Here is a 20,219-nt window from a genome sequence, read left to right as displayed (position 1 = left end):
GATATGAGTAATGGACAAAGAAATATAAAACAGAAAAGTACAATACTTGCAATTATATTGGTAATATATATTTATGTTCCATACTTTGCGAATATTTTAGAAAACACTTTTAAAATTTCATCGTTATATGAATATATAATTTATATGATGCTTGCGATAATAGCAATAGGAGCGACAATGAGCATGAATAAACGTGTGCTTACATTTTTGTTTATTTTTTGTTTGGCGATAATCATTAATTATATGGCAGTGTCTTATCAGTATTATGTATTTATAGAAGGTATACAAGCGTTGGTTGGCATAGCAGTTCCATGCTTGTGTGTTTCAAATAATATATTTGATTTACGAATATTTGTTGAAAAATGGTGGAAATTTTCTAAATTAAATTTACCATTAGTATTAGTTGCGGTTGTCTTACTTAAACAAGGGCTAGTGCATTATTCAATATTTACAAGTATATGCGTACCAAATGTATTTATTGGTTCTTACATGGTGTTTCAGGGAATTGAAAAAAGAAAATGGCTATATATTAATGTAGCCATTAATATTCTTGTGACTGCAATTTTGGGTGGACGTATGTCGGCAGTAATATCAGCGTGCATGATTTTATTTGCATATGTATATTCAGGTAAAATAAAGTTATGGAAGAAACTAATAATTATTGTAGGACTGGTAGTAGCGGCATATATTTTGCTAAACAATTTAATAGATATTTTATATTGGGTAAGCCAAAAACTAGCACAATATGGAATGCAATCTCGAAGTGTTACTTTGTTGATAAATCAAATAAAAAGCAATGAGATATACTTGACTAATAGAGATTATATTTATACGGCATGTGTAGAGTATATAAGAGGTAGAGTCGGTTTGCCAGGAGGATTTGGAATTCCGCTATATATTACTTCGGGTGAATATTATTATGCACATAATGTTGTTTTACAATTTTTAATATTTTTCGGAATATGGGGGACTATCATTATTCTTGGAATTACATTGATTCGTGCAAAAACGATAAAGTATATTGCACCTTTAAAGTGTAAAAAATTTATGTATTTTATGCTGCTATGTTATATAGGCATCGGAATGACAGGATCAAGCATATGGATTCATTATTTATCAACTATTTTTATTGCTATTTTCTTTTTTGGAAATAGCAAGATTTATCAGTCAATAGAAGTGAGTTAGATATGAAATTTTTTCTTAAAAAAATCATAAAAAAATATAGAGATATGTCAGTAGAAATGAAAGCTGCGTCTTGGTATGCAGTGGGAAATATAATACAAAAAATTGCGCCTTGGTTGGTAATGATTATACTGACACATTACTTAGCTACTGAGGAATATGGAATATATAGTATATTTATGTCCTGGCTAGAAATATTTGAGATTATTATAACATTGAGGATATACAGCAATGGTTATGTCGCAGGATTAGTAAGGGACGATGAAAATAGGACAACATATACAGCAACTATGCAATCATTGAGTATTGTATTGATTGCGATTTGGACGTTAATATATTTAATGTTTCACAAGGGCATTAATTATATTACAGGAATACGGACCACATTAAGTATACTGATGATATGTTCTTTTATAGGAACTATCAGTTTCGGATTGTGGTCATCAAGACAAAGAGTTGATAACCAATATAAGAAAATGTTATTTGCAATAATTGTATATGGTCTTATCGGACCTATCGTTGGTGCATTAACTGTTTTCCTTAATTTGGATAATCCTATATTTTATGTTGTGGCTACAAGGACAGTAATCCAGTTAGGTGTTGCAATTCCGTTTTTTATATCAAATTATAAAGGAACATCCACATTATGGAAAAAAGACTACGCAATAGATGCATTGAAATATAATTTGCCATTGATGCCATATTACTTATCGATGATATTATTAAATCATTCGGATCGTTTGATGATACAAAAAATTGATGGTTATGAAGATGCTGCTTTATATAGTGTATCATATAGTGCAGCTATGGTCATTTTTGTTATAAGTGGTGCGTTGAATTTATCTTTACAGGCATGGCTGTTTAAGGAATTAAAGTTAAATGATTCGTCGAAAGATAAAAGTAGATTGATAACAGTCGGGACAATTATAGTTGCTTTTTGTGCTATTGCGGAAATTGTGATGGCTCCAGAAATTATTTTGATTTTAGGGGGAAAAAAATATTTAGAGGCAATATGGGTTATGCCGCCATTAGCAATCAGTGTTATTGTTATGTATATATATCAACAATATGTAAATGTCTTGTTTTACTATAAAAAGACAAAATTTATTTTGTTTGCGTCAGTATTTGCAGCAGTGTGCAATATAATTTTAAATGCTATTTTTATTCCGATTTTTGGATATGTTGCTGGTGGATACACGTCATTAGTAAGTTATTTAATAGTCATGATTTTATATTTTGTATTAGCAAGAAAAGAATGTATTAATAATGAGATACAAATGAAAAAATATTTTAATACAAAATTGCAAATGACAATACTTATAGGTACGAGTATTTTGGCATTGGCTATGGTTGCTGTATATAAAAATGCAGTTGCTAGATATTTGTTGGTTTTAATGATGTTTGTACTGTTGGTTGCAACAAGGAAAAAATGGATACCAGAACTGAGAAAAGGAAAGAAAGTATGAAAAAGAAAAAACAATTAATTTTTATGTTATTTTTTCTCATAATACTTTTTATAGTAGGATATATAATTTTACCACGTATTAGAATAAAAATTGAACAAGAGAAATGTGACAAAATATATGCAAATAAGATATTAAAATTACCGGACAAAGAAAAAAACAATGTAGGATTTACGTGTACAGGGCTTTATTGGGATAAAGAAGAAGAGTACTTTTTTATAGGGAATGCAGGTAAATATAAGCCTAACGATAAAACTTTCCAGGCTTCTATCGAAATAGTTGAAAAGGATTTTTCGATTATTAAAGGAGATATACCTTGTTATTTAAAGTTTGAGAATATGAGAGATATACAAGGAGTTACTAAGTCAATAGATGGAACTATTTGGTTATGTTCTTATGGAGAAAATAAAGTTCGTCATATAGATGAAAAAGGAAATGAAATAGGATATTTTGATATAAAAGAACCATCTGGCATTGCAAATGATAGTAGGAGTAATACGCTTTGGATTTTGACAAATAATTATTTATATAATTGTTCATATGATGGTGTAGTACAAAAAACAGTTAAAATCCATATAAAAGGACAAGATCAATTATTTTTAGACGAAAAAAATGATTTGATATATTTTTCAGCAGGTGCAGACTATCACGGAGATAGCTATATTTATACAGTTGACTTGAAAACAAATAGAGCTAAACCATTGTATGTATTGAAAGATTCATATGCAATTGAAGGGATTACAATTGTTGATGATGTGTTGTACGTACTTAATGATGGTTATTATCATGACGCTGAAACGTCAGTTAATCAAGTTAATATATATTTTTTAAATAAGATACAAACTAAAGAAAATTACCAGTAATTAAAAGAGGAAAAATACAATGAAAATAGCAGTAGCCGGAACAGGATATGTTGGCTTGTCCATTGCAACATTATTATCGCAGCATCATGAGGTAATGGCAGTTGATATAGTCCAAGAAAAGGTAGAAAAGATTAATAAAAAAATCAGTCCAATTCAGGATGAGTATATTGAAAAGTATTTAAAGGAAAAACAGTTAAATCTGACAGCTACGTTAGATGCAGAAACAGCATATAAAGATGCGGATTTTGTAGTTATCGCTGCACCTACAAACTATGACAGTAAGAAAAATTTTTTTGATACATCAGCGGTAGAAGCTGTAATTAAGCTGGTTATTGAATATAACCCGGATGCAATTATGGTAATAAAATCTACAATTCCGGTAGGGTATACCGCAAGTATTAGAGAAAAATTTCACTGTGATAATATCATTTTCAGTCCAGAATTTTTACGAGAGTCAAAAGCATTATATGATAATCTGTACCCATCCAGAATTATTGTGGGAACAGATGTTGAAAATGCTAGACTTGTAAAAGCTGCGAATACATTTGCCGGATTATTACAGGAAGGTGCTATTAAAGAGAATATTGATACTTTGATTATGGGATTTACAGAAGCGGAAGCAGTGAAGTTATTTGCTAATACATATTTGGCTCTTAGAGTATCATATTTTAATGAGCTTGACACATATGCCGAAATGAAAGGGTTGAATACACAGCAGATCATTAACGGTGTGTGTCTTGATCCAAGAATTGGATCACATTATAATAATCCGTCATTTGGTTATGGTGGATATTGCTTACCGAAAGACACAAAGCAGTTGCTGGCAAATTATGCAGATGTTCCGCAGAACATGATGTCAGCAATCGTTGAATCTAACAGAACAAGAAAAGATTTCATAGCAGATCGTGTTTTGCAGAAAGCAGGATATTATGCTTATGGAGATGAGAATACATATGATGCTTCTATGGAAAAAGAAGTTGTAATTGGTGTATATCGTCTTACAATGAAATCAAATTCAGATAATTTCCGTCAGTCTTCTATACAAGGTGTGATGAAGCGCATTAAAGCCAAGGGTGCCACCATTATTGTTTATGAACCGACATTGGAGGATGGAACAACATTTTTTGGAAGCAAAGTCGTAAATGATCTTGAGGCATTTAAAGAGCAGAGTCAGGCAATTATTGCAAATAGATATGATAAATGTCTGGATGATGTAAAAGAACGAGTATATACAAGAGATATCTTTTACAGAGATTGAAAGATAAGTTATAAATTTAAATGGATATTTATAAAACAATTACTAAGCAAAATCCTAGTTGGGGAATAACTGGGGTTTGTTGGTTTTTCGTACTTTTATCGTGTTTTAGCCGGATCATAAAACAGTCATACAAAAGTAACAGAATTAGTTTTTCACAAAGTCTGGCATATGTCGCAATTTATATATATATTTGGACAGTATTGGAATCTACAGTTTTTACCCGCATTCCACAGGCATATCCTCAATATGAACTTCATATATTCTGGTCCTGGAAAGCACTTTTTGTATATCATCACAATGAGATGCTGAAGGAAAATATTCTAAATTGCATATTATTGATGCCGTATGGCTGTTTATTGCCAGTTGCTTTGAATAAGAGAATCAGCTGGAAAAGAGGTTTGATGATTGGAATGGGAACATCGTTTGTGATAGAACTATTGCAGTTGATTACTTTTCGAGGATTGTTTGAGTTTGATGATATTATCCACAATGGGATTGGATGTATGATGGGAGCTGTTTTGGGTTCCTGGTGCTGGCTGAGAATGTTAAAGAAATTTAAAATGCCCAGGAAGCTTCACGCTTCCTGAGCATTTTCTCAAATTCATCATTTCTCCCGCAATTTCAAAACATCCTCAAGTGGAAGTCCTGAGAATCTGCTGATATCCTCCGGCGAGAACCTGGGATCCTGCAGCATGCGTTGCGCAGTGAGTAGAGCCTGGTCCTGAAGGCCTTGGGCGTGACCTTCGGATAGTCCGGAGGCATGACCTTCTGCGCGTGCGTCATCACACATTTCCTGAACAGCCTGACACATATTAACGCTCCTTTCTGTTTCTGTGAAACGTAAGTTGATACCGGTTATGGAGTCAATGACCCGGGCTGCTTTGAGCTCGAGTGACTGGAAACTGGAGTTCTCGGATGTGAGCTCCTTAAGTTTCCGTTTATCTTTGGCATACTTGATGAAGAGCATGACTTCTCTTAGATTACTCTGAAGTTTATTAAGTTCTTCATCCTTTATCTCGGCAGGTGAGAAGAGATTAATCCGGTAATCTGGGACCAGAGAAAGAATCTCGGGATCCTGGACAGAGAGCATTTCGTGGAGGCTCCTGGGAGCTTTCCAGGTATCGGAGCCGAAGTATACGACTACGGTGATGACCGGAATCAGCCGGTCATCTTTGTAGAAGCCGGTGAGATATTCTCCGGATGTGGAGGGCCATTGTTTTGCTTCTCTGTGGGTTGTCAGCCATGTAATCTTTGGTGATGGTATCCTTTGTACCCATAGGTTTCACCACCTTCGATCTTGTTATGTGATCAGAGTTATTTTATCATCTGATCCATTTTCAAGGTAACATAGTTTATTGCTTTTGGAAAGAGGATTTTTGTGAAAAAGCTTCAGAGCTTCGCAGGTAAAGCGGATATGTTTGTCGAACGGAGTCGAAATAAATCAATAGACAAAAAGAGCGTATTGTGCTACTCTGAAAGCACGAATTATATATAGCATTGTAAGAAAAAATAGGGGTGAGATACAGATCATGCTAGAAAATGATGTTCTTATGGAGAAAAGCACAGTTCAGATACAGCAGGAAGAGGCATCCGAGGAATATATAAAACGGTTTCCGACAAAGTTGCATGAGATGTTAAAAGACTCAAGGGTAAGAGATAAATTTTTTAAAAGTATATCCAAAGAATATGCGGACATAATTGTATATAGAGGAATTCATCGAGAGAATAGAATTGAGAGAGATGATTTTCTGGGAAACCTGGATGAAGCAGAGTTGTATGATCGTCCTGTCAGGAAATCGACATTTCAAATGTGCGGTGTTTCAGTTAATGAAGATCCGATGCAGTTGATCAAGGCGCTACATATTCCGAATCCTGGAAGACCAACTCTTGGAATAGTCAGAGGAATCATGAAATGTCAGTATGGACCAGCAGATTTTCAAGAGGGAAAAACACATCATAATTGGTATTTATTCGAAGATAAAATTGATTCAGCTAGCAGTGAATTCAAAATCATAGAGGTGGACGAACTATGCCAGAAGAATATTGGGACGAAATCAGGGGAATAGGTAAATTATATGTAGAAGAGGAACTGGTTGTGGGGATAGAACCTGTACTCCTTGTATGTATTGATGATAAGAATAATAGATATTTGGTTATGACATATGATTCCTACAACGGAATATATATATATCGGAAAATAGAATCTGATGAATTGTTGGATATGTTGGAAAATCGCAATACAATGGAACGTACTTTCCGTTTAGGTAAAAGAATTTATAAGACATTTATAGAAGAAAATAGCAATATACTTGGCGTAGAAGAATATGATTCGCAAACATTTTCGGGATCAATGCTTCCAGATGTGGGAGAATATTACGAGATACACTCGGAATATATACAAAAATATATTGAAAAGTTGCGAGGTTGTAAAATCAATCAAAGATAAGAACAATTCTGATTAACCCTGTATGACACAACCATATATGAGATAAGTTATAAATATTAACACACAAAGGAGAACTGAAATGGGAAAATATTTTGGTACAGATGGCTTCCGTGGAGAAGCGGGTGTTTCGTTGACGGCGGATCATGCATTTAAGATCGGGCGTTTTCTGGGATGGTATTATAATGAACTGCGCAGGAGGGCCGGAGAGACGGCTGCAGCCAGGATCGTGATCGGCAAGGATACCCGACGTTCCAGCTATATGTTTGAGTATTCGCTGGTTGGCGGACTGGTGGCGTCCGGAGCGGATGCTTATCTTCTCCACGTGACAACAACGCCGTCTGTGGCTTATGTTGCCCGTACCGATGGCTTTGACTGTGGTATTATGATCTCTGCCAGCCATAATCCCTATTATGATAACGGGATCAAGCTGATCAATGGCCAGGGTGAGAAAATGGAAGAGGAGATCATCGCTCTGGTGGAGGATTATCTGGATGATCGTCTTCAGCTGTTCGGACAAAAATGGCATGAGATTCCTTTTACAAAGGGCGGTGAGATCGGCAGGACGGTGGATTATTCGGCAGGCCGGAACCGTTACATAGGATATCTGATCTCCCTGGGAGTATATTCCTTTAAGGGAATGAGGATTGGTCTGGACTGTGCCAACGGAAGTGCATGGAATATCGCAAAGGCGGTTTTTGATGCGCTGGGAGCGAAGACTTATGTGATCAATGCTGAGCCGGATGGTACCAATATCAATAACAATGCCGGTTCCACCCATATCGAGGGTCTCCAGAAGCTTGTAGTGGAGAAGGGGCTGGATGTTGGATTTGCCTACGACGGAGATGCGGATCGTTGTCTCTGTGTGGATGAGAAGGGAAATGTGGTCAGCGGGGATGCGATCCTTTATGTGTACGGCCGTTATATGAAGGAGCGCGGAAAGCTTCTCACCAATACAGTTGTAACTACGGTAATGTCCAATTTTGGCCTTTACAAGGCTTTTGATGCTCTTGATATCGATTATGCGAAGACGGCAGTAGGGGATAAATATGTTTATGAATATATGATGCAGAATGGTTGCCGTATTGGTGGTGAGCAGTCCGGGCACATTATTTTTTCCAAGTATGCATCTACCGGGGATGGTATCCTTACAAGTCTGAAGATGATGGAAGTTATAATGGCAAGGAAGAAAAAGCTCAGTGAGCTTACCGCTGATCTGGCAATCTATCCCCAGGTTCTTGAGAATGTGCGTGTCCATGACAAGGCAGCGGCGCAGGCAGATGTGGATGTGCAGGCAGCAGTAGAGAGTGTGGCTGAGGTGCTTGGAGACACCGGAAGGATCCTGGTGAGAGAATCCGGCACAGAACCCCTGCTCCGTGTTATGGTAGAGGCAGAGAGCGAGGAGCTTTGCAGAAAATATGTGGATCAGGTGGTTGAGATCGTCCGTAAGAAGGGGCATGTGGCAGAGTAATGTCCTGGATGCAGACCGCAGGTGTCTGAAGAACGGAGCAGTCAGAAGAATATAAAAATGCAATAAGAGGAGAAAAAAATCATGTGTGGAATTGTAGGTTTTACAGGCAGGCATCAGGCAGCACCCATCCTTCTGGACGGGCTTTCCAAACTGGAATACAGAGGATATGATTCCGCCGGCATCGCAGTGCGTGACGGGGAAAAGGATATCGAGATCATTAAGGCGAAGGGGCGTCTGAAGGTTCTTCTGGAGAAAACAAACGCAGGTGAATCTGTTCCGGGTATGTGCGGAATCGGTCATACCCGCTGGGCAACTCATGGAGAGCCATCAGAGGTCAATGCCCATCCTCATGTCAGTGATAACGGAAATGTGGCAGCTGTGCATAACGGCATTATCGAGAATTACCAGGAGCTGAAGGAGAAGCTTCTCCGCAGGGGATATTCTTTTTATTCTTCCACAGATACGGAGGTTGCTGTGAAGCTGGTGGATTATTACTACCAGAAATACGGCGGATCTCCGGTTGAGGCAGTGCGTCATGCCATGGTGCGTATCCGTGGTTCCTATGCGCTGGCAATGATGTTCCGTGATTATCCGGAAGAGATCTTTGTAGCGAGAAAAGACAGCCCTATGATCCTGGGGGTGGAGAATGGAGAATCCTATATCGCATCGGATGTTCCTGCGATCCTGAAGTATACAAGAAATGTTTATTATATCGGAAATCTGGAACTGGCATGTGTAAAACCGGGTGAGATCACTTTCTACAATCTGGATGGTGAGGAGATCGAGAAGGAGCCTAAGATCATTGAGTGGGATGCAGAGGCGGCGGAGAAAGCCGGTTTTGAGCATTTCATGATGAAGGAGATCCATGAGCAGCCGAAAGCAGTTGCAGATACACTGAATTCTGTTATCCGGGAGGACAAGCTGGATCTGACAGAGATCGGTCTGGATGATGAGAGGATCCGCAGCATCAGCCAGGTTTATATCGTGGCCTGCGGCTCTGCTTACCATGTGGGAATGGCTGCACAGTATGTGATCGAGGATCTGGCAGGTCTTCCGGTGCGTGTGGAGCTTGCTTCGGAGTTCCGTTACCGGAAGCCGCTTCTGGATCCTGATGGCCTGGCAGTGATCATCAGTCAGTCCGGTGAGACTGCGGACAGTCTGGCTGCACTTCGGGAATGTAAGGAGAAGGGGATCCGCACGCTGGCTATTGTCAATGTGGTGGGCTCTTCCATTGCAAGAGAGGCGGATCATGTATTTTACACACTTGCAGGACCGGAAATCTCGGTCGCTACCACCAAGGCGTACAGTACACAGCTGATCGCTTCCTATGTGCTGGCATTGCAGATGGCACTGGTCCGCGGAAAGATCTCAGAGGAGCAGTGTGAGTCCTACATTAAGGAACTGAAGACACTTCCGGACAAGATCAGCAGGATCATCGAGGATAAGGAAAGGCTTCAGTGGTTTGCCTCCAAGCAGGCCAATGCAAAGGATATCTTTTTTATCGGAAGAGGGATCGATTATGCCATCAGCCTTGAGGGCAGCCTTAAGATGAAGGAGATCAGCTACATCCATTCTGAGGCGTATGCGGCTGGCGAGCTGAAGCATGGCACCATTTCCCTGATCGAGGACGGCACTCTTGTGATCGGTATCCTGACACAGCCGGAGCTTTATGAGAAAACAGTCAGCAATATGGTGGAGTGCAGAAGCCGCGGGGCATATCTGATGGGGCTTACTACGTTTGGAAACTATAATATCGAGGATACTGCTGACTTTACGGTTTATATCCCGAAAACAGATCCGCATTTTGCAACTTCGCTGGCAGTGATCCCGCTGCAGCTTCTGGGCTACTATGTCAGTGTAAATAAAGGTCTGGATGTGGATAAGCCGAGAAATCTTGCCAAGAGTGTTACCGTGGAATAAGGAGATCCATTTTACAGAAGGAACATTTTAGCGGCAGTTCCGTGACATCGTGAGAGCATAAAAGAATCATGATATCACGGAACTGTTTTTGCATTTGGCGATTTACGATATTTCTTGCTTTTATCAGTAAAAAAGCGTAAAATGATTAGGATATTTGAATCTGTACAGAGAGTGTCCATATGGAATATTTTCTGTACCAGCAAAAATGGAGGATTGCATATGAGAAAAATGGGAAAACATATCCCAGGGCTGATCGTGACGCTTGTGGTTCTGATCACAGCGATCGTATTTGCGGTCATGCTTCTGAATATGAAGGTGATCCCGACGAAGTTCATTGCAGTGATCGGACTGGTAATGCTGGTTCTGGTCGTGATCGTCGGAGCGCTTGTATGGAGTACGGATGGTAAGATAAGATTTGTAGTGGGAGTGATCCTTGCAGCAATCTTTGCAGCAGTATTCATTCTCGGAAGTATGTATGTTTATAAGACACATTCCACACTGGCAGGGATTTCCGGTGTGAACACAGAGATTACGGAGGTCGGCATTTATGTCCGTGCAGATGATTCTGCAGATTCCATAGGGGCTACAGCAGATTATGTGTATGGTGTGCTGACAGATCTTGACAGAGCCAATTCTGACAAGGCTATCCAGGAGGTGGATTCCGAGACAGGCAAGACCGTGCAGGTCCAGGAGTTTGCAGGACTTACAGAGCTGGTTGACGGTCTTCTGAACGGACAGACAGGTGCGATCGTGCTGAACAGCGCATATTTAAGCGTTATTGAAGAGATGGATGGATATTCCGATATTTCTTCCAGGATCAGAGAGCTGACTGTGAAGAAGGTGGAGACGACCATTGAGCCGCAGGAGACAGAGGCGAAGGTAGAAGAGAATACCAATGGCGGTTCTGTATATACCATCTTTATCAGTGGTATCGACAGCCGTAGCGGCCTTGTTGCAAAGAGCCGAAGCGATTCCAATATCATTGCTACGGTAAATACAGCTACCAGACAGGTGCTTCTGGTTTCTACACCTCGTGATTATTTTGTACCGCTTTCTATTTCAGGCGGACAGAGAGATAAGCTGACACATGCAGGTATCTATGGTATCAATGTATGTATGGATACTCTGGGAATGCTTTACAACGAGGATGTCAACTATTATTTCCGTATCAACTTTGCAGGATTTGAGCAGCTGATCAATGCGCTTGGCGGAGTTACCGTTTATTCTGACTATGACTTTGATTCCAAGAATGAGACAGGATATCACTTCAATCAGGGAGAGAACTACCTGAACGGTGAGCAGGCTCTGGTATTCAGCCGTGAGCGTTATGCCTTTAAAGAGGGCGACCGTCAGCGTGGCAAGAACCAGATGGCTGTGATCAAGGGTGTGATCAACAAGGCTCTTTCACCGGAGCTTCTGAAGAATTATTCTTCCGTTCTTTCCAGCATCCAGGGATGCTTTGAGACCAATATCTCCTACGAGGAGATCGCCAGACTGCTCCAGCAGCAGCTGAACAACGGCGGTGACTGGAACATCGTAAGCTACAGTGTAAATGGTACCGGTGACACACAGAAGCCGTATTCTATGAGTCAGAAGGCTTACGTTATGATTCCGGATGAGTCTACTGTTCAGAAGGCAGAGGCCATGATGAAGAAGGTTCGTGACGGAGAGACTGTTTCCCAGGAGGAGGCAGACAGTGCAACATCAGCGGCAGTAGCTACGGATAATGATGCACAGGCAGCTGCAGAGGGAAGTACAGCAGAAGCGCAGGGTGAGACTGCAGATGCCACACAGAATGGCACAGCAGATGCCCAGAGTGCAGACGGAACTGTTGCACAGCAGTAAGATAAAATTATTAAATTTTAGCATAAGAACAGCCGGGGAAGCGTAAAACTTTCCACCGGCTGTTTTTTCATGAGAAACAGAACGAAAAAAATCCACCGGCGATCACCGATGGATTTTTTTTACAGGATCTCTTTCAGATATCTTTCCAGGGCATCCTGCCATGTTGGAAGTGGCTGGAAGCCGTTTTTTACAAGCTTGGATTTATCCAGGCGGCTGTTGAATGGACGTACAGCCTTGGAAACGCCGTACTCTGCAGTTGTGACAGGAGATACCTCTACTTTTTCGTATTCCTTGTGGCCGAGGGCAGCAGCCTGGCGGAAGATCTCTTTAGTGAAATCATACCAGCTGATGAAGCCGCCTTCGTTGGTTGCGTGATAGTAGCCGTATTTCTCTGTCTCGACCATGTCTACCAGAAGACGTGCAAGGTCGTAGGTGTAGGTCGGAGTTCCAATCTGGTCACTGACTACGGTAAGCTTGTCATGGGTTTTTCCCAGATTTACCATAGTACGGATAAAGTTCTTGCCGTTTTTGCCGAATACCCATGCAATACGTACGATAAAGAATTTATCTACAGTGCCGGATACTGCCAGTTCACCGTCAAGCTTGGTCTGACCGTATACGTTCTGTGGAGCGTAGTCCTTGCAGTCCGGATCCCATGGTGTGGTTCCCTGGCCGTCAAAAACGTAGTCTGTGGAAATATACATCATCTTGATGCCAAGCTCCTTGCAGATGTCCGCAATGTTCTGTGTTCCTACAACATTGACAAGACGTACCTTTTCACGGTTTTCCTCGTCCTCTGCAGCGTCTACGGCTGTCCATGCGGCACAGTGTACCACTGCATCAGGCTTTACCTCACGGATGGTTTTTGCTACCGCTTCTTTATCTGTGATATCAAGCTGCACATAAGGCATGGTGGTAACAGGAGTACCATCAGCGATGCCGCTGTAGGAAGGAGCAATGTCACTTCCTACGCCTTCATGTCCACGGCCGGACAGTTCATTCATTACGTCATGGCCAAGCTGGCCGCCAACACCTGTTACGAAAAATCTCATGCTTTAACCTCCTCGCGGTTTCCATACATTTTTTCGTAGTAGTTCTGATACTCACCGGAGATGATGGTTTCCCACCATTCCTTGTTGTCAAGGTACCATTTGATGGTCTTTTTGATTCCGTCTGCGAATTTTGTTTCAGGAAGCCATCCAAGCTCGTTGTGGATCTTGGTCGGGTCGATAGCGTAGCGCATGTCATGGCCTTTACGGTCTGCTACATGTGTGATCAGGCTTTCCGGTTTGCCAAGCTCCTTGCAGATCAGTTTTACGATATCGATGTTTTTCATCTCGTTATGTCCGCCTACATTGTAAACCTCGCCTACACGTCCTTTGTGGATGATCAGGTCGATGGCACGGCAGTGATCCTCAACATAGAGCCAGTCGCGGACATTTTCACCCTTTCCGTAAACCGGGAGTGGTTTGTCGTTCAGAGCGTTGGCGATCATCAGCGGGATCAGCTTTTCCGGGAAGTGATACGGGCCGTAGTTGTTGGAGCAGCGGCTGATGGTCACAGGCAGGCCGTAGGTTCTGTGGTATGCGAGAACAAGAAGGTCAGCACCTGCTTTGGAGGAGCTGTACGGGCTGCTTGTATGGATCGGAGTTTCCTCTGTGAAGAAGAGGTCCGGTCTGTCAAGAGGAAGATCTCCGTAAACCTCATCTGTGGAAACCTGATGATAACGCTGGATTCCGTATTTACGGCAGGCATCCATGAGAACAGCAGTACCCTTGATGTTGGTGTCAAGGAATACCTCCGGGTTTTCGATGGAACGGTCTACGTGGCTCTCAGCTGCGAAGTTTACCACGATGTCCGGATGCTCTTCCTCAAAAAGCTTGTAAACAGCGTCACGGTCTGTGATGCTCTCCTTTACAAAGCGGAAGTTCGGTTTGTCCATAACCGGTGCAAGAGTGGAAAGGTTTCCTGCGTAAGTCAGGCAGTCCAGGCATACGATACGATAGTCCGGATGAGCCTCCATCATATGAAAAATAAAGTTGCTTCCGATAAATCCGGCACCGCCGGTAACAATGATTGTCATAAAAAATCTCCTTTATAATATGAATGATTGATCTTATGCGGATTCCGTCGGAACGGAGCCCGCCGGTAAATACAGTGTTAAAAAACAGATCGGCTCAGTGAAGAGCGTCCAGATATTTTCCGTCCAGAACATCCTTGAGATACTGACCGTACTGGTTTTTCTTAAGGATTTCGTAAACCTTGAGCACGTCCTCCTTTGTGATCCAGCCGTTTAAGTAAGCAATCTCCTCAAGGCATGCGATCTTGCGGTGCTGATGCTGCTCCATGGTTTTTACGAAGTTGGTTGCCTCTACAAGGCTTTCGTGTGTACCGGTATCCAGCCATGTGAAGCCCTGGCCCAGAAGCTCAACGTTCAGCTGTCCCTTCTCAAGGTAGATACGGTTCAGGTCTGTGATCTCAAGCTCGCCTCTTGCGCTTGGCTTCAGATTTTTTGCGTACTCTACAACCTTGTTGTCGTAGAAGTAGAGACCGGTTACACAGTAGTTGCTTTTTGGCTTTTCCGGTTTCTCTTCAATGGAAACAGCTTTTCCGTTCTGGTCGAATTCCACGATGCCGAAACGCTCCGGATCATCTACATAGTATCCGAAAACAGTGGCACCTTTGCCTGTTTCTGCATTGTCTACAGCAGCTTTCAGGCGCTTTTTGAGGCCATGTCCTGCGAAAATGTTGTCACCAAGGACCATACATACGGTATCGTTGCCGATGAATTCCTCGCCGATGATAAATGCCTGAGCAAGTCCGTCCGGGCTTGGCTGTACAGCATAGGTAAGGTTGACACCGAACTGATGGCCGTCACCGAGAAGCTCCTCAAATCTCGGGGTATCCTGCGGGGTGGAGATGATCAGGATATCACGGATGCCTGCGTTCATAAGAACAGACATAGGATAGTAGATCATCGGTTTGTCAAAGATCGGCAGAAGCTGTTTGGAGGTCACCATGGTAAGCGGGTAAAGACGTGTTCCGGAGCCTCCGGCTAAAATAATTCCTTTCATATGTTTTCTCCTTTGCGTGATGATGTGCAGCATAAGTCGTGCCTGCACATAACTTTGTTACTGTAACTGTATTATAAAAGGTGACGCAAGGTCACCTTCAAGAGCTTTTTTCATATTTTTTATTTTTGGCTATTTTTCACAAAGAAATACGCCGGCATCCTTGGTAATGCGGAATCCTTTGGCAGTTTTTCTGGCGGTGTAGGCCCGGAATTCCTTGTAACGGTCCAATATATACTGATTCTGGTTGCCGTGGCAGGAGAGGACGTAGGAGATCAGCGGCTCCGCATCCTGGACCAGAAGGCAGTCTTCATAAGAAAGCCACTGAGCCTTTGGGAAAAAAGGCGTCAGGATACTCTGGCCGTTTTCACGTCCGAACCGCTCATAAAGCCGGTCTGCGGAAAGCACGATCCGTTCATCAAAATCCTGCACCAGCTGGCTGACCTCCTGCATATGTGCCTTTCCGTAAGCGCTGCAGAGAAATCTCCCGCAGGGAGCGAGGACACGGCGAACTTCTTTCAGGACGGAGGGAATATCATCGCAGTAAAAAAGCACGTGATTGGCGATCACCAGATCAAAGCTTTCGTCCTTGCAAGGGATTTTTCTGCAGTCAAAGGCCCGGAACGCAAACCGGGTATCCGAGGAACCGATGGCTCGTCTGGCATCGCGGAGCATACCGCTGGAAATATCGGAAAGTGTGATGGAGATATCCTCCGGAAGAAGGGAAAGATTGTCAGTCCATAACGTTCCGTCACCGCAGCCCAGCTCCAGAATACGAAGACCGGGTGAGATCCGGCATTGCTCAAAGATCCAGGGAAACCATCCCTGTTTGTTCTGGGAGTACAGGCTGTGGAGGTTGATCCTGGAGGAAATGTTGGTAGCATTCTGATACTGATTCTTGAGGCTTTTTTCCATGCCGGTCAGGTGGATCAGGTTCAGCATCTGGCTCCAGTCAATGGTGTGCTGTTCATTTATCACCTGTGCGGTATCCTGGATCGCTTTTTCTACCAGCTGCATTTGTTCGATCCGGTCACGGACCAGACGAAGCTGGATATTCAGAGAATTCAGCATGAAATGATAATCGGAATCACCGATGGTCATTTCACGGATGTCATCCAGGGAAAAGCCCAGGTATTTCAGAAGGAGGATCTGCTGAAGCCTTGCAAAATCCTCGTCTGTATAAAAACGTGCGCCGGATTCGGTGACGAGAGAGGGTTTCAGGATATCCTGTTTATCATAATAGCGGACAGTACGCAGAGTTACATGTGCCATGCGTGCAAATTCGCCGGAAGAATAGTAGCCGTCTTTTTTCATAAAAAAATAGAATCCTTTCTGAGGAAATAACAAACATCCTGTCATGAAGTCATAAGAGAATTATAATTCAGATCCGGAAGCCGTACAAGAGTAAACCGCATAAGAGTAAACCGTACAGGAGAAAACAACATTGACAAAATTCTGCTGGTTTGTTAGTATATCGTTTCGAAAAAAGGAAACCCCGGAATTATATTTCCGGGATAAGCGTTCGATATAAAAAGGAGTAATTTTTATGCGAAACTGTACTCTGGATATGGTAAAGGCAATCAGTGCTTATGCAGTTGTGCTTCTTCATGTCCATTTTCCGGGAAATGCCGGAATCATAGCCAATGTACTTGCCAGATTCGCAGTACCTGTTTTTTTTATGGTATCCGGATATTTCTGCTTCCGTGGCGATGATACGGAATTTGTAAGGACTGGAAAAAAGATCCGGCATGTTCTGAAGCTGATGCTTGTGGCATTTCCGGTCTGCTGTCTGTGGGAGCTGATCCAGAACCACATCGACGGAGCAAGCCAGAAGGAATGGCTGGAAGCCCTGGTTTCGGGGGAACATATCCGTCAGTTTCTTCTATATAATAACAGTTCTCAGGTGAAATGGCATCTGTGGTTTCTCCCGGCACTGCTCTATTGTTATCTTCTTTTTGCCCTGACAGCAAGATTTCGGCTCTGTAAACAGGCATATGTTCTGATACCGGTGCTTCTTCTGATCCATTTCGGAATGGAGGAATTTTCGACCTTCCTGTTCCCGGAAAAGCATTTCCGTGTTATGCAGTTTCGAAACTATCTGTTTACCGGATTTCCGTTTTTTATGTTGGGACATTTGATACACAGACATCAGGAAAAGCTGGAAGCCTGGTTTGCCGGAAAAAAAGTGCTTTTTTTGTATGGCATGGTAGCTGGCGGCGGGATCGTAAGTCTGCTGGAATACAGGTATTTTGGCAAACTGGAATTGTTTCTGGGTTCAGTATTTATGGCTGTTGGTCTTTTTCTCATTGCGATCATGGGAAAGAATCGGAAAGTGCCCGAGATTCCGGCAGCCATCGGTCAGAAATATGCATTTTTTATTTATCTGTTCCATCTCTGTGTGGCTGATATCCTGAAGGATGTGGCTGTGGCAGCAGGAATTCAGAAAAATCTTTTATATCTGTGGATGAGACCTGTGATGGTCTGTGTTCTTGTGACTGCTGTGGCGGTAATGTATGGATATGGAATGAGGATCTGCCGGAAATAGAAGAGTTTATGGGTTATTGTTCACTGGTAATATTTCGCGAAGCGTGTTACTGAGAACGGAGTGAACAGTAAAGTTTATGGTATTTTCATATTTATGCGCTGTGATTTTGTACCAAAATATGCTAAAATATCCTTTATTGATAAGTCACAGCACCCACCCGGAGGATGCGGGGAAAGCGACTGGAATATCCCGCTTCAGGGTAAAAAATACTGAGACATGAAAGAAAAAGGAGATTTTTATGGATTTACAAAACAGAGCGGAGGCCGGCAGTGACGGACACGATGAGAGTGTACTGAATCCGGAGATGCCCAACGAAACTGATCTGACGAAGAAGGAACGCCGCCGGATCGAAAGAGAGAAACTGAAGGGAATGGGAACAGGGAAGAAGATTCAGTATATCTGGATGTATTATAAGATACATATGCTGTGTGTGCTTCTTGCCATTGGCGGAGTCTGCCTGGGAGTGAATATTTACCGGCACGCACAGATGAAGACGGTGCTTTCCATTGCGGTGGTGAATGCAGGGAATTACGACTCTGAGAAGGTGGAAGAGGATGCTCTGAAGACACTGGGAACAGAGGATAAATATGCAGAAGTCAGTGTGGCGCAGAATCTGATGACGGACGAGACAGGAGAGGATTTTGATTACTATGCCAGGATCGCATATGTGACGGAAATCCAGAGTGCTACCGTTGATGTCCTGATCATGCCGAAGGAGCTCTATGAACATGAGAAAGACAGCGGAATGTATGCAGATCTCAGGGAAACGTTTGGAGATGAGGTGTTTGAGTCTCTGGGCGCTGTGGATGATCAGCATCTGGAGCTTGACGGCAGCAGTAGTGTTGCTCAGGAATTTGGCCTGAGATATGATCCGGTGTGCATCTGCCTTCCGGGTAATGTGAAGAATAAAGATAATGCGTTGAAATGGATCCAGTCTGTTCTGAAATGATGGATCCATATGTCTGGCTGAGTACAGAGATAAATAGGGCCTCCGGTTCATAACACAGGAACCGGAGGCCTTATTATATATGAATATTACAGTGTATCGTTACGTTTGATGTAGCCGGGCTCATCTGCAGGACAGATGATCTCCTTGGCATGTGTGATCTTGGCATGCTTGTCTACGACCAGATTTTCGATATGGACATTTTCACCGATGGTGCAGTCTGCAAGAACTACACAGTTCTTGATAACAGCGCCCTTTTTGATGGTACAGCCACGTCCGACAATAGAATTCTCTACAGTTCCCTCGATCATGGAGCCGTTGGAGATAACGGAGTTGGAAACATTGGCTGTGTCAAAGTAATGGGTCGGGCAGGAGTTATTGGTGCGTGTATAGATCGGCCAGTTATCATGGAAAAGATCGGTTGCAGTTTTGTAGTCGATCAGATCCATATTTGCATCGTGATAGCTCTTGAAATCAGTGATCGTTGCAAAATATCCGCGATGAGATACACCACGCACATCCAGCTCACCGTCTCTGCAGCCGGCATTGATCACGTCTGCAAGGGTATAAAGAGAGGAGATCTCTTTTGCCTTATGGATGAGGCTGATGAAAAGCTCCTTGCTCATTACGTAGGTATCCATGAAAATGTTGCGGTTCTTCGCATTGCCGTGGTTGTGCTCAATGGAGAGAACACCCTTCTGACGGTTCAGGTTCAGGATGTGGCAGTTCAGATGGTTCTCCTTGGCATTATCAACGGAATGATAAAGCATGGTCACATCTGCACCGGATTCGATATGGGCATCGATCAGCTTGGAGTAGTCGGTAGTGTAGATCATGTAATTCGGGGCGATAACAACATACGGATAATGAACTGCTTCGATGCACTCCAGATTGGAGTAGTAGTTGTCGATATCGGTGTTATAGATATCGTTGACTCCGGAATGCTCTGAAAAGAGAATCTGGAGATTACCACTCTTGGAATTGATGTTGTAGTGACGTCCGGTTCCGAGATGTTCCACAAGAGAACGGGGTTTGTTCTTTACATAGACCTGAATGTACTCAATTCCGCTGTTGGTCATATTTGAGATCGGGAAGTCGATGACACGATATCTTCCGAGAAATGAAAAGGCGCCGATCGCACGGTAGTCCTGAAGCCCCTCCACATGAATATTTCTTTCTGAGGAATTCACGATTCCAAATGCTTTAAACATA

18 protein-coding genes are annotated in these 20,219 nt (G+C 42.5%); 12 read left to right on the top strand and 6 right to left on the bottom strand.

Annotated elements, in window-relative coordinates; all coding sequences use genetic code 11:
* Positions 1-3 precede the first annotated feature (3 nt).
* From EYS05_RS00970 to EYS05_RS00950, 5 genes are read left to right on the top strand one after another with little or no spacing between them, the layout of a single operon-like run.
* A complete protein-coding gene (locus EYS05_RS00970) occupies positions 4-1,185 on the top strand; it encodes a hypothetical protein (protein WP_138276382.1) in 1,182 nt (393 codons plus the stop codon).
* Between the two features lie 2 nt (positions 1,186-1,187).
* Positions 1,188-2,648 carry a lipopolysaccharide biosynthesis protein gene (locus EYS05_RS00965; RefSeq protein WP_138276381.1) on the top strand — a complete coding sequence of 487 codons (1,461 nt, stop codon included), beginning with the start codon at positions 1,188-1,190 and terminating at the stop codon, positions 2,646-2,648.
* A complete protein-coding gene (locus tag EYS05_RS00960; RefSeq protein WP_243119178.1) occupies positions 2,645-3,508 on the top strand; it encodes a hypothetical protein in 864 nt (287 codons plus the stop codon). The genes EYS05_RS00965 and EYS05_RS00960 overlap by 4 nt, the downstream gene beginning before the upstream one ends.
* Before the next feature lie 19 nt (positions 3,509-3,527).
* A complete protein-coding gene (locus EYS05_RS00955; RefSeq protein ID WP_138276379.1) occupies positions 3,528-4,766 on the top strand; it encodes a nucleotide sugar dehydrogenase in 1,239 nt (412 codons plus the stop codon).
* Positions 4,767-4,786: 20 nt separating this feature from the next.
* Positions 4,787-5,353, top strand: a complete 567-nt coding sequence (locus EYS05_RS00950; protein ID WP_138276378.1) for a VanZ family protein — start codon at positions 4,787-4,789, stop codon at positions 5,351-5,353.
* Between the two features lie 17 nt (positions 5,354-5,370).
* Here EYS05_RS00950 and EYS05_RS00945 read toward each other — a convergent pair whose 3' ends face one another.
* Entirely contained in the window at positions 5,371-5,916 is a 546-nt protein-coding gene (locus EYS05_RS00945) for an Rpn family recombination-promoting nuclease/putative transposase (RefSeq protein WP_243119280.1), read from the bottom strand.
* A gap of 379 nt (positions 5,917-6,295) precedes the next feature.
* On the opposite strand from EYS05_RS00945, the gene EYS05_RS00940 reads away from it, so the two are divergent.
* From EYS05_RS00940 to EYS05_RS00920, 5 genes are all read left to right on the top strand, one after another.
* Complete coding sequence (locus EYS05_RS00940) at positions 6,296-6,832, top strand: hypothetical protein (RefSeq protein ID WP_138276377.1); 537 nt, start codon at positions 6,296-6,298, stop codon at positions 6,830-6,832.
* Positions 6,796-7,212 (top strand): hypothetical protein, encoded by a 417-nt coding sequence (locus EYS05_RS00935; protein ID WP_138276376.1) that lies wholly within the window; start codon positions 6,796-6,798, stop codon positions 7,210-7,212. Before EYS05_RS00940 ends, EYS05_RS00935 begins: the two co-directional genes overlap by 37 nt.
* A 79-nt stretch (positions 7,213-7,291) precedes the next feature.
* Positions 7,292-8,680: a phosphoglucosamine mutase gene (gene glmM, locus EYS05_RS00930; RefSeq protein WP_138276375.1), complete on the top strand. Its 1,389-nt coding sequence runs from the start codon at positions 7,292-7,294 to the stop codon at positions 8,678-8,680.
* Positions 8,681-8,761: 81 nt separating this feature from the next.
* On the top strand, positions 8,762-10,600 hold the full coding sequence (gene glmS / locus EYS05_RS00925; protein ID WP_138276374.1) for a glutamine--fructose-6-phosphate transaminase (isomerizing): 1,839 nt from the start codon (positions 8,762-8,764) through the stop codon (positions 10,598-10,600).
* 219 nt (positions 10,601-10,819) lie between these two features.
* Complete coding sequence (locus EYS05_RS00920; RefSeq protein ID WP_138276373.1) at positions 10,820-12,445, top strand: LCP family protein; 1,626 nt, start codon at positions 10,820-10,822, stop codon at positions 12,443-12,445.
* Between the two features lie 119 nt (positions 12,446-12,564).
* On the opposite strand, the gene rfbD is transcribed toward EYS05_RS00920, so the two are convergent.
* The 4 genes from rfbD to EYS05_RS00900 form a co-directional block, all read right to left on the bottom strand.
* On the bottom strand, positions 12,565-13,497 hold the full coding sequence (rfbD, locus tag EYS05_RS00915; RefSeq protein WP_092069245.1) for a dTDP-4-dehydrorhamnose reductase: 933 nt from the start codon (positions 13,495-13,497) through the stop codon (positions 12,565-12,567).
* On the bottom strand, positions 13,494-14,528 hold the full coding sequence (gene rfbB, locus EYS05_RS00910) for a dTDP-glucose 4,6-dehydratase (RefSeq protein WP_015525710.1): 1,035 nt from the start codon (positions 14,526-14,528) through the stop codon (positions 13,494-13,496). The genes rfbD and rfbB overlap by 4 nt, the downstream gene beginning before the upstream one ends.
* Before the next feature lie 94 nt (positions 14,529-14,622).
* Positions 14,623-15,519 (bottom strand): glucose-1-phosphate thymidylyltransferase RfbA, encoded by an 897-nt coding sequence (gene rfbA / locus EYS05_RS00905; protein ID WP_015525711.1) that lies wholly within the window; start codon positions 15,517-15,519, stop codon positions 14,623-14,625.
* A gap of 129 nt (positions 15,520-15,648) precedes the next feature.
* Positions 15,649-16,830: a MerR family transcriptional regulator gene (locus EYS05_RS00900; protein WP_138276372.1), complete on the bottom strand. Its 1,182-nt coding sequence runs from the start codon at positions 16,828-16,830 to the stop codon at positions 15,649-15,651.
* 232 nt (positions 16,831-17,062) lie between these two features.
* Between EYS05_RS00900 and EYS05_RS00895 the strand changes: the two genes are divergently transcribed.
* Positions 17,063-18,061 (top strand): acyltransferase, encoded by a 999-nt coding sequence (locus EYS05_RS00895; protein WP_138276371.1) that lies wholly within the window; start codon positions 17,063-17,065, stop codon positions 18,059-18,061.
* A gap of 238 nt (positions 18,062-18,299) precedes the next feature.
* Positions 18,300-19,010: a hypothetical protein gene (locus EYS05_RS00890; RefSeq protein ID WP_138276370.1), complete on the top strand. Its 711-nt coding sequence runs from the start codon at positions 18,300-18,302 to the stop codon at positions 19,008-19,010.
* Positions 19,011-19,096: 86 nt separating this feature from the next.
* On the opposite strand, the gene glgD is transcribed toward EYS05_RS00890, so the two are convergent.
* Positions 19,097-20,218: a glucose-1-phosphate adenylyltransferase subunit GlgD gene (glgD, locus tag EYS05_RS00885; protein ID WP_118608214.1), complete on the bottom strand. Its 1,122-nt coding sequence runs from the start codon at positions 20,216-20,218 to the stop codon at positions 19,097-19,099.
* Position 20,219 lies beyond the last annotated feature (1 nt).

Source organism: Blautia sp. SC05B48, from assembly GCF_005848555.1.
In the GTDB taxonomy this organism is placed as follows: Bacteria; Bacillota; Clostridia; order Lachnospirales; family Lachnospiraceae; genus Blautia_A.
Note: the sequence above shows the minus strand (reverse complement) of the source record. Positions and strands in the feature narration are given on the sequence as shown.

What these genes read in the sequence shown, in the direction of transcription:
- EYS05_RS00970 (WP_138276382.1), top strand. Translation starts at nt 4, where the DNA reads ATGAGTAATGGACAAAGAAATATAAAACAGAAAAGTACAATACTTGCA.
- EYS05_RS00965 (WP_138276381.1), top strand. Translation starts at nt 1,188, where the DNA reads ATGAAATTTTTTCTTAAAAAAATCATAAAAAAATATAGAGATATGTCA.
- EYS05_RS00960 (WP_243119178.1), top strand. Translation starts at nt 2,645, where the DNA reads ATGAAAAAGAAAAAACAATTAATTTTTATGTTATTTTTTCTCATAATA.
- EYS05_RS00955 (WP_138276379.1), top strand. Translation starts at nt 3,528, where the DNA reads ATGAAAATAGCAGTAGCCGGAACAGGATATGTTGGCTTGTCCATTGCA.
- EYS05_RS00950 (WP_138276378.1), top strand. Translation starts at nt 4,787, where the DNA reads ATGGATATTTATAAAACAATTACTAAGCAAAATCCTAGTTGGGGAATA.
- EYS05_RS00940 (WP_138276377.1), top strand. Translation starts at nt 6,296, where the DNA reads ATGCTAGAAAATGATGTTCTTATGGAGAAAAGCACAGTTCAGATACAG.
- EYS05_RS00935 (WP_138276376.1), top strand. Translation starts at nt 6,796, where the DNA reads ATGCCAGAAGAATATTGGGACGAAATCAGGGGAATAGGTAAATTATAT.
- glmM (WP_138276375.1), top strand. Translation starts at nt 7,292, where the DNA reads ATGGGAAAATATTTTGGTACAGATGGCTTCCGTGGAGAAGCGGGTGTT.
- glmS (WP_138276374.1), top strand. Translation starts at nt 8,762, where the DNA reads ATGTGTGGAATTGTAGGTTTTACAGGCAGGCATCAGGCAGCACCCATC.
- EYS05_RS00920 (WP_138276373.1), top strand. Translation starts at nt 10,820, where the DNA reads ATGAGAAAAATGGGAAAACATATCCCAGGGCTGATCGTGACGCTTGTG.
- rfbD (WP_092069245.1), bottom strand. Translation starts at nt 13,497, where the DNA reads ATGAGATTTTTCGTAACAGGTGTTGGCGGCCAGCTTGGCCATGACGTA.
- rfbB (WP_015525710.1), bottom strand. Translation starts at nt 14,528, where the DNA reads ATGACAATCATTGTTACCGGCGGTGCCGGATTTATCGGAAGCAACTTT.
- rfbA (WP_015525711.1), bottom strand. Translation starts at nt 15,519, where the DNA reads ATGAAAGGAATTATTTTAGCCGGAGGCTCCGGAACACGTCTTTACCCG.
- EYS05_RS00900 (WP_138276372.1), bottom strand. Translation starts at nt 16,830, where the DNA reads ATGAAAAAAGACGGCTACTATTCTTCCGGCGAATTTGCACGCATGGCA.
- EYS05_RS00895 (WP_138276371.1), top strand. Translation starts at nt 17,063, where the DNA reads ATGCGAAACTGTACTCTGGATATGGTAAAGGCAATCAGTGCTTATGCA.
- EYS05_RS00890 (WP_138276370.1), top strand. Translation starts at nt 18,300, where the DNA reads ATGGATTTACAAAACAGAGCGGAGGCCGGCAGTGACGGACACGATGAG.
- glgD (WP_118608214.1), bottom strand. Translation starts at nt 20,218, where the DNA reads ATGTTTAAAGCATTTGGAATCGTGAATTCCTCAGAAAGAAATATTCAT.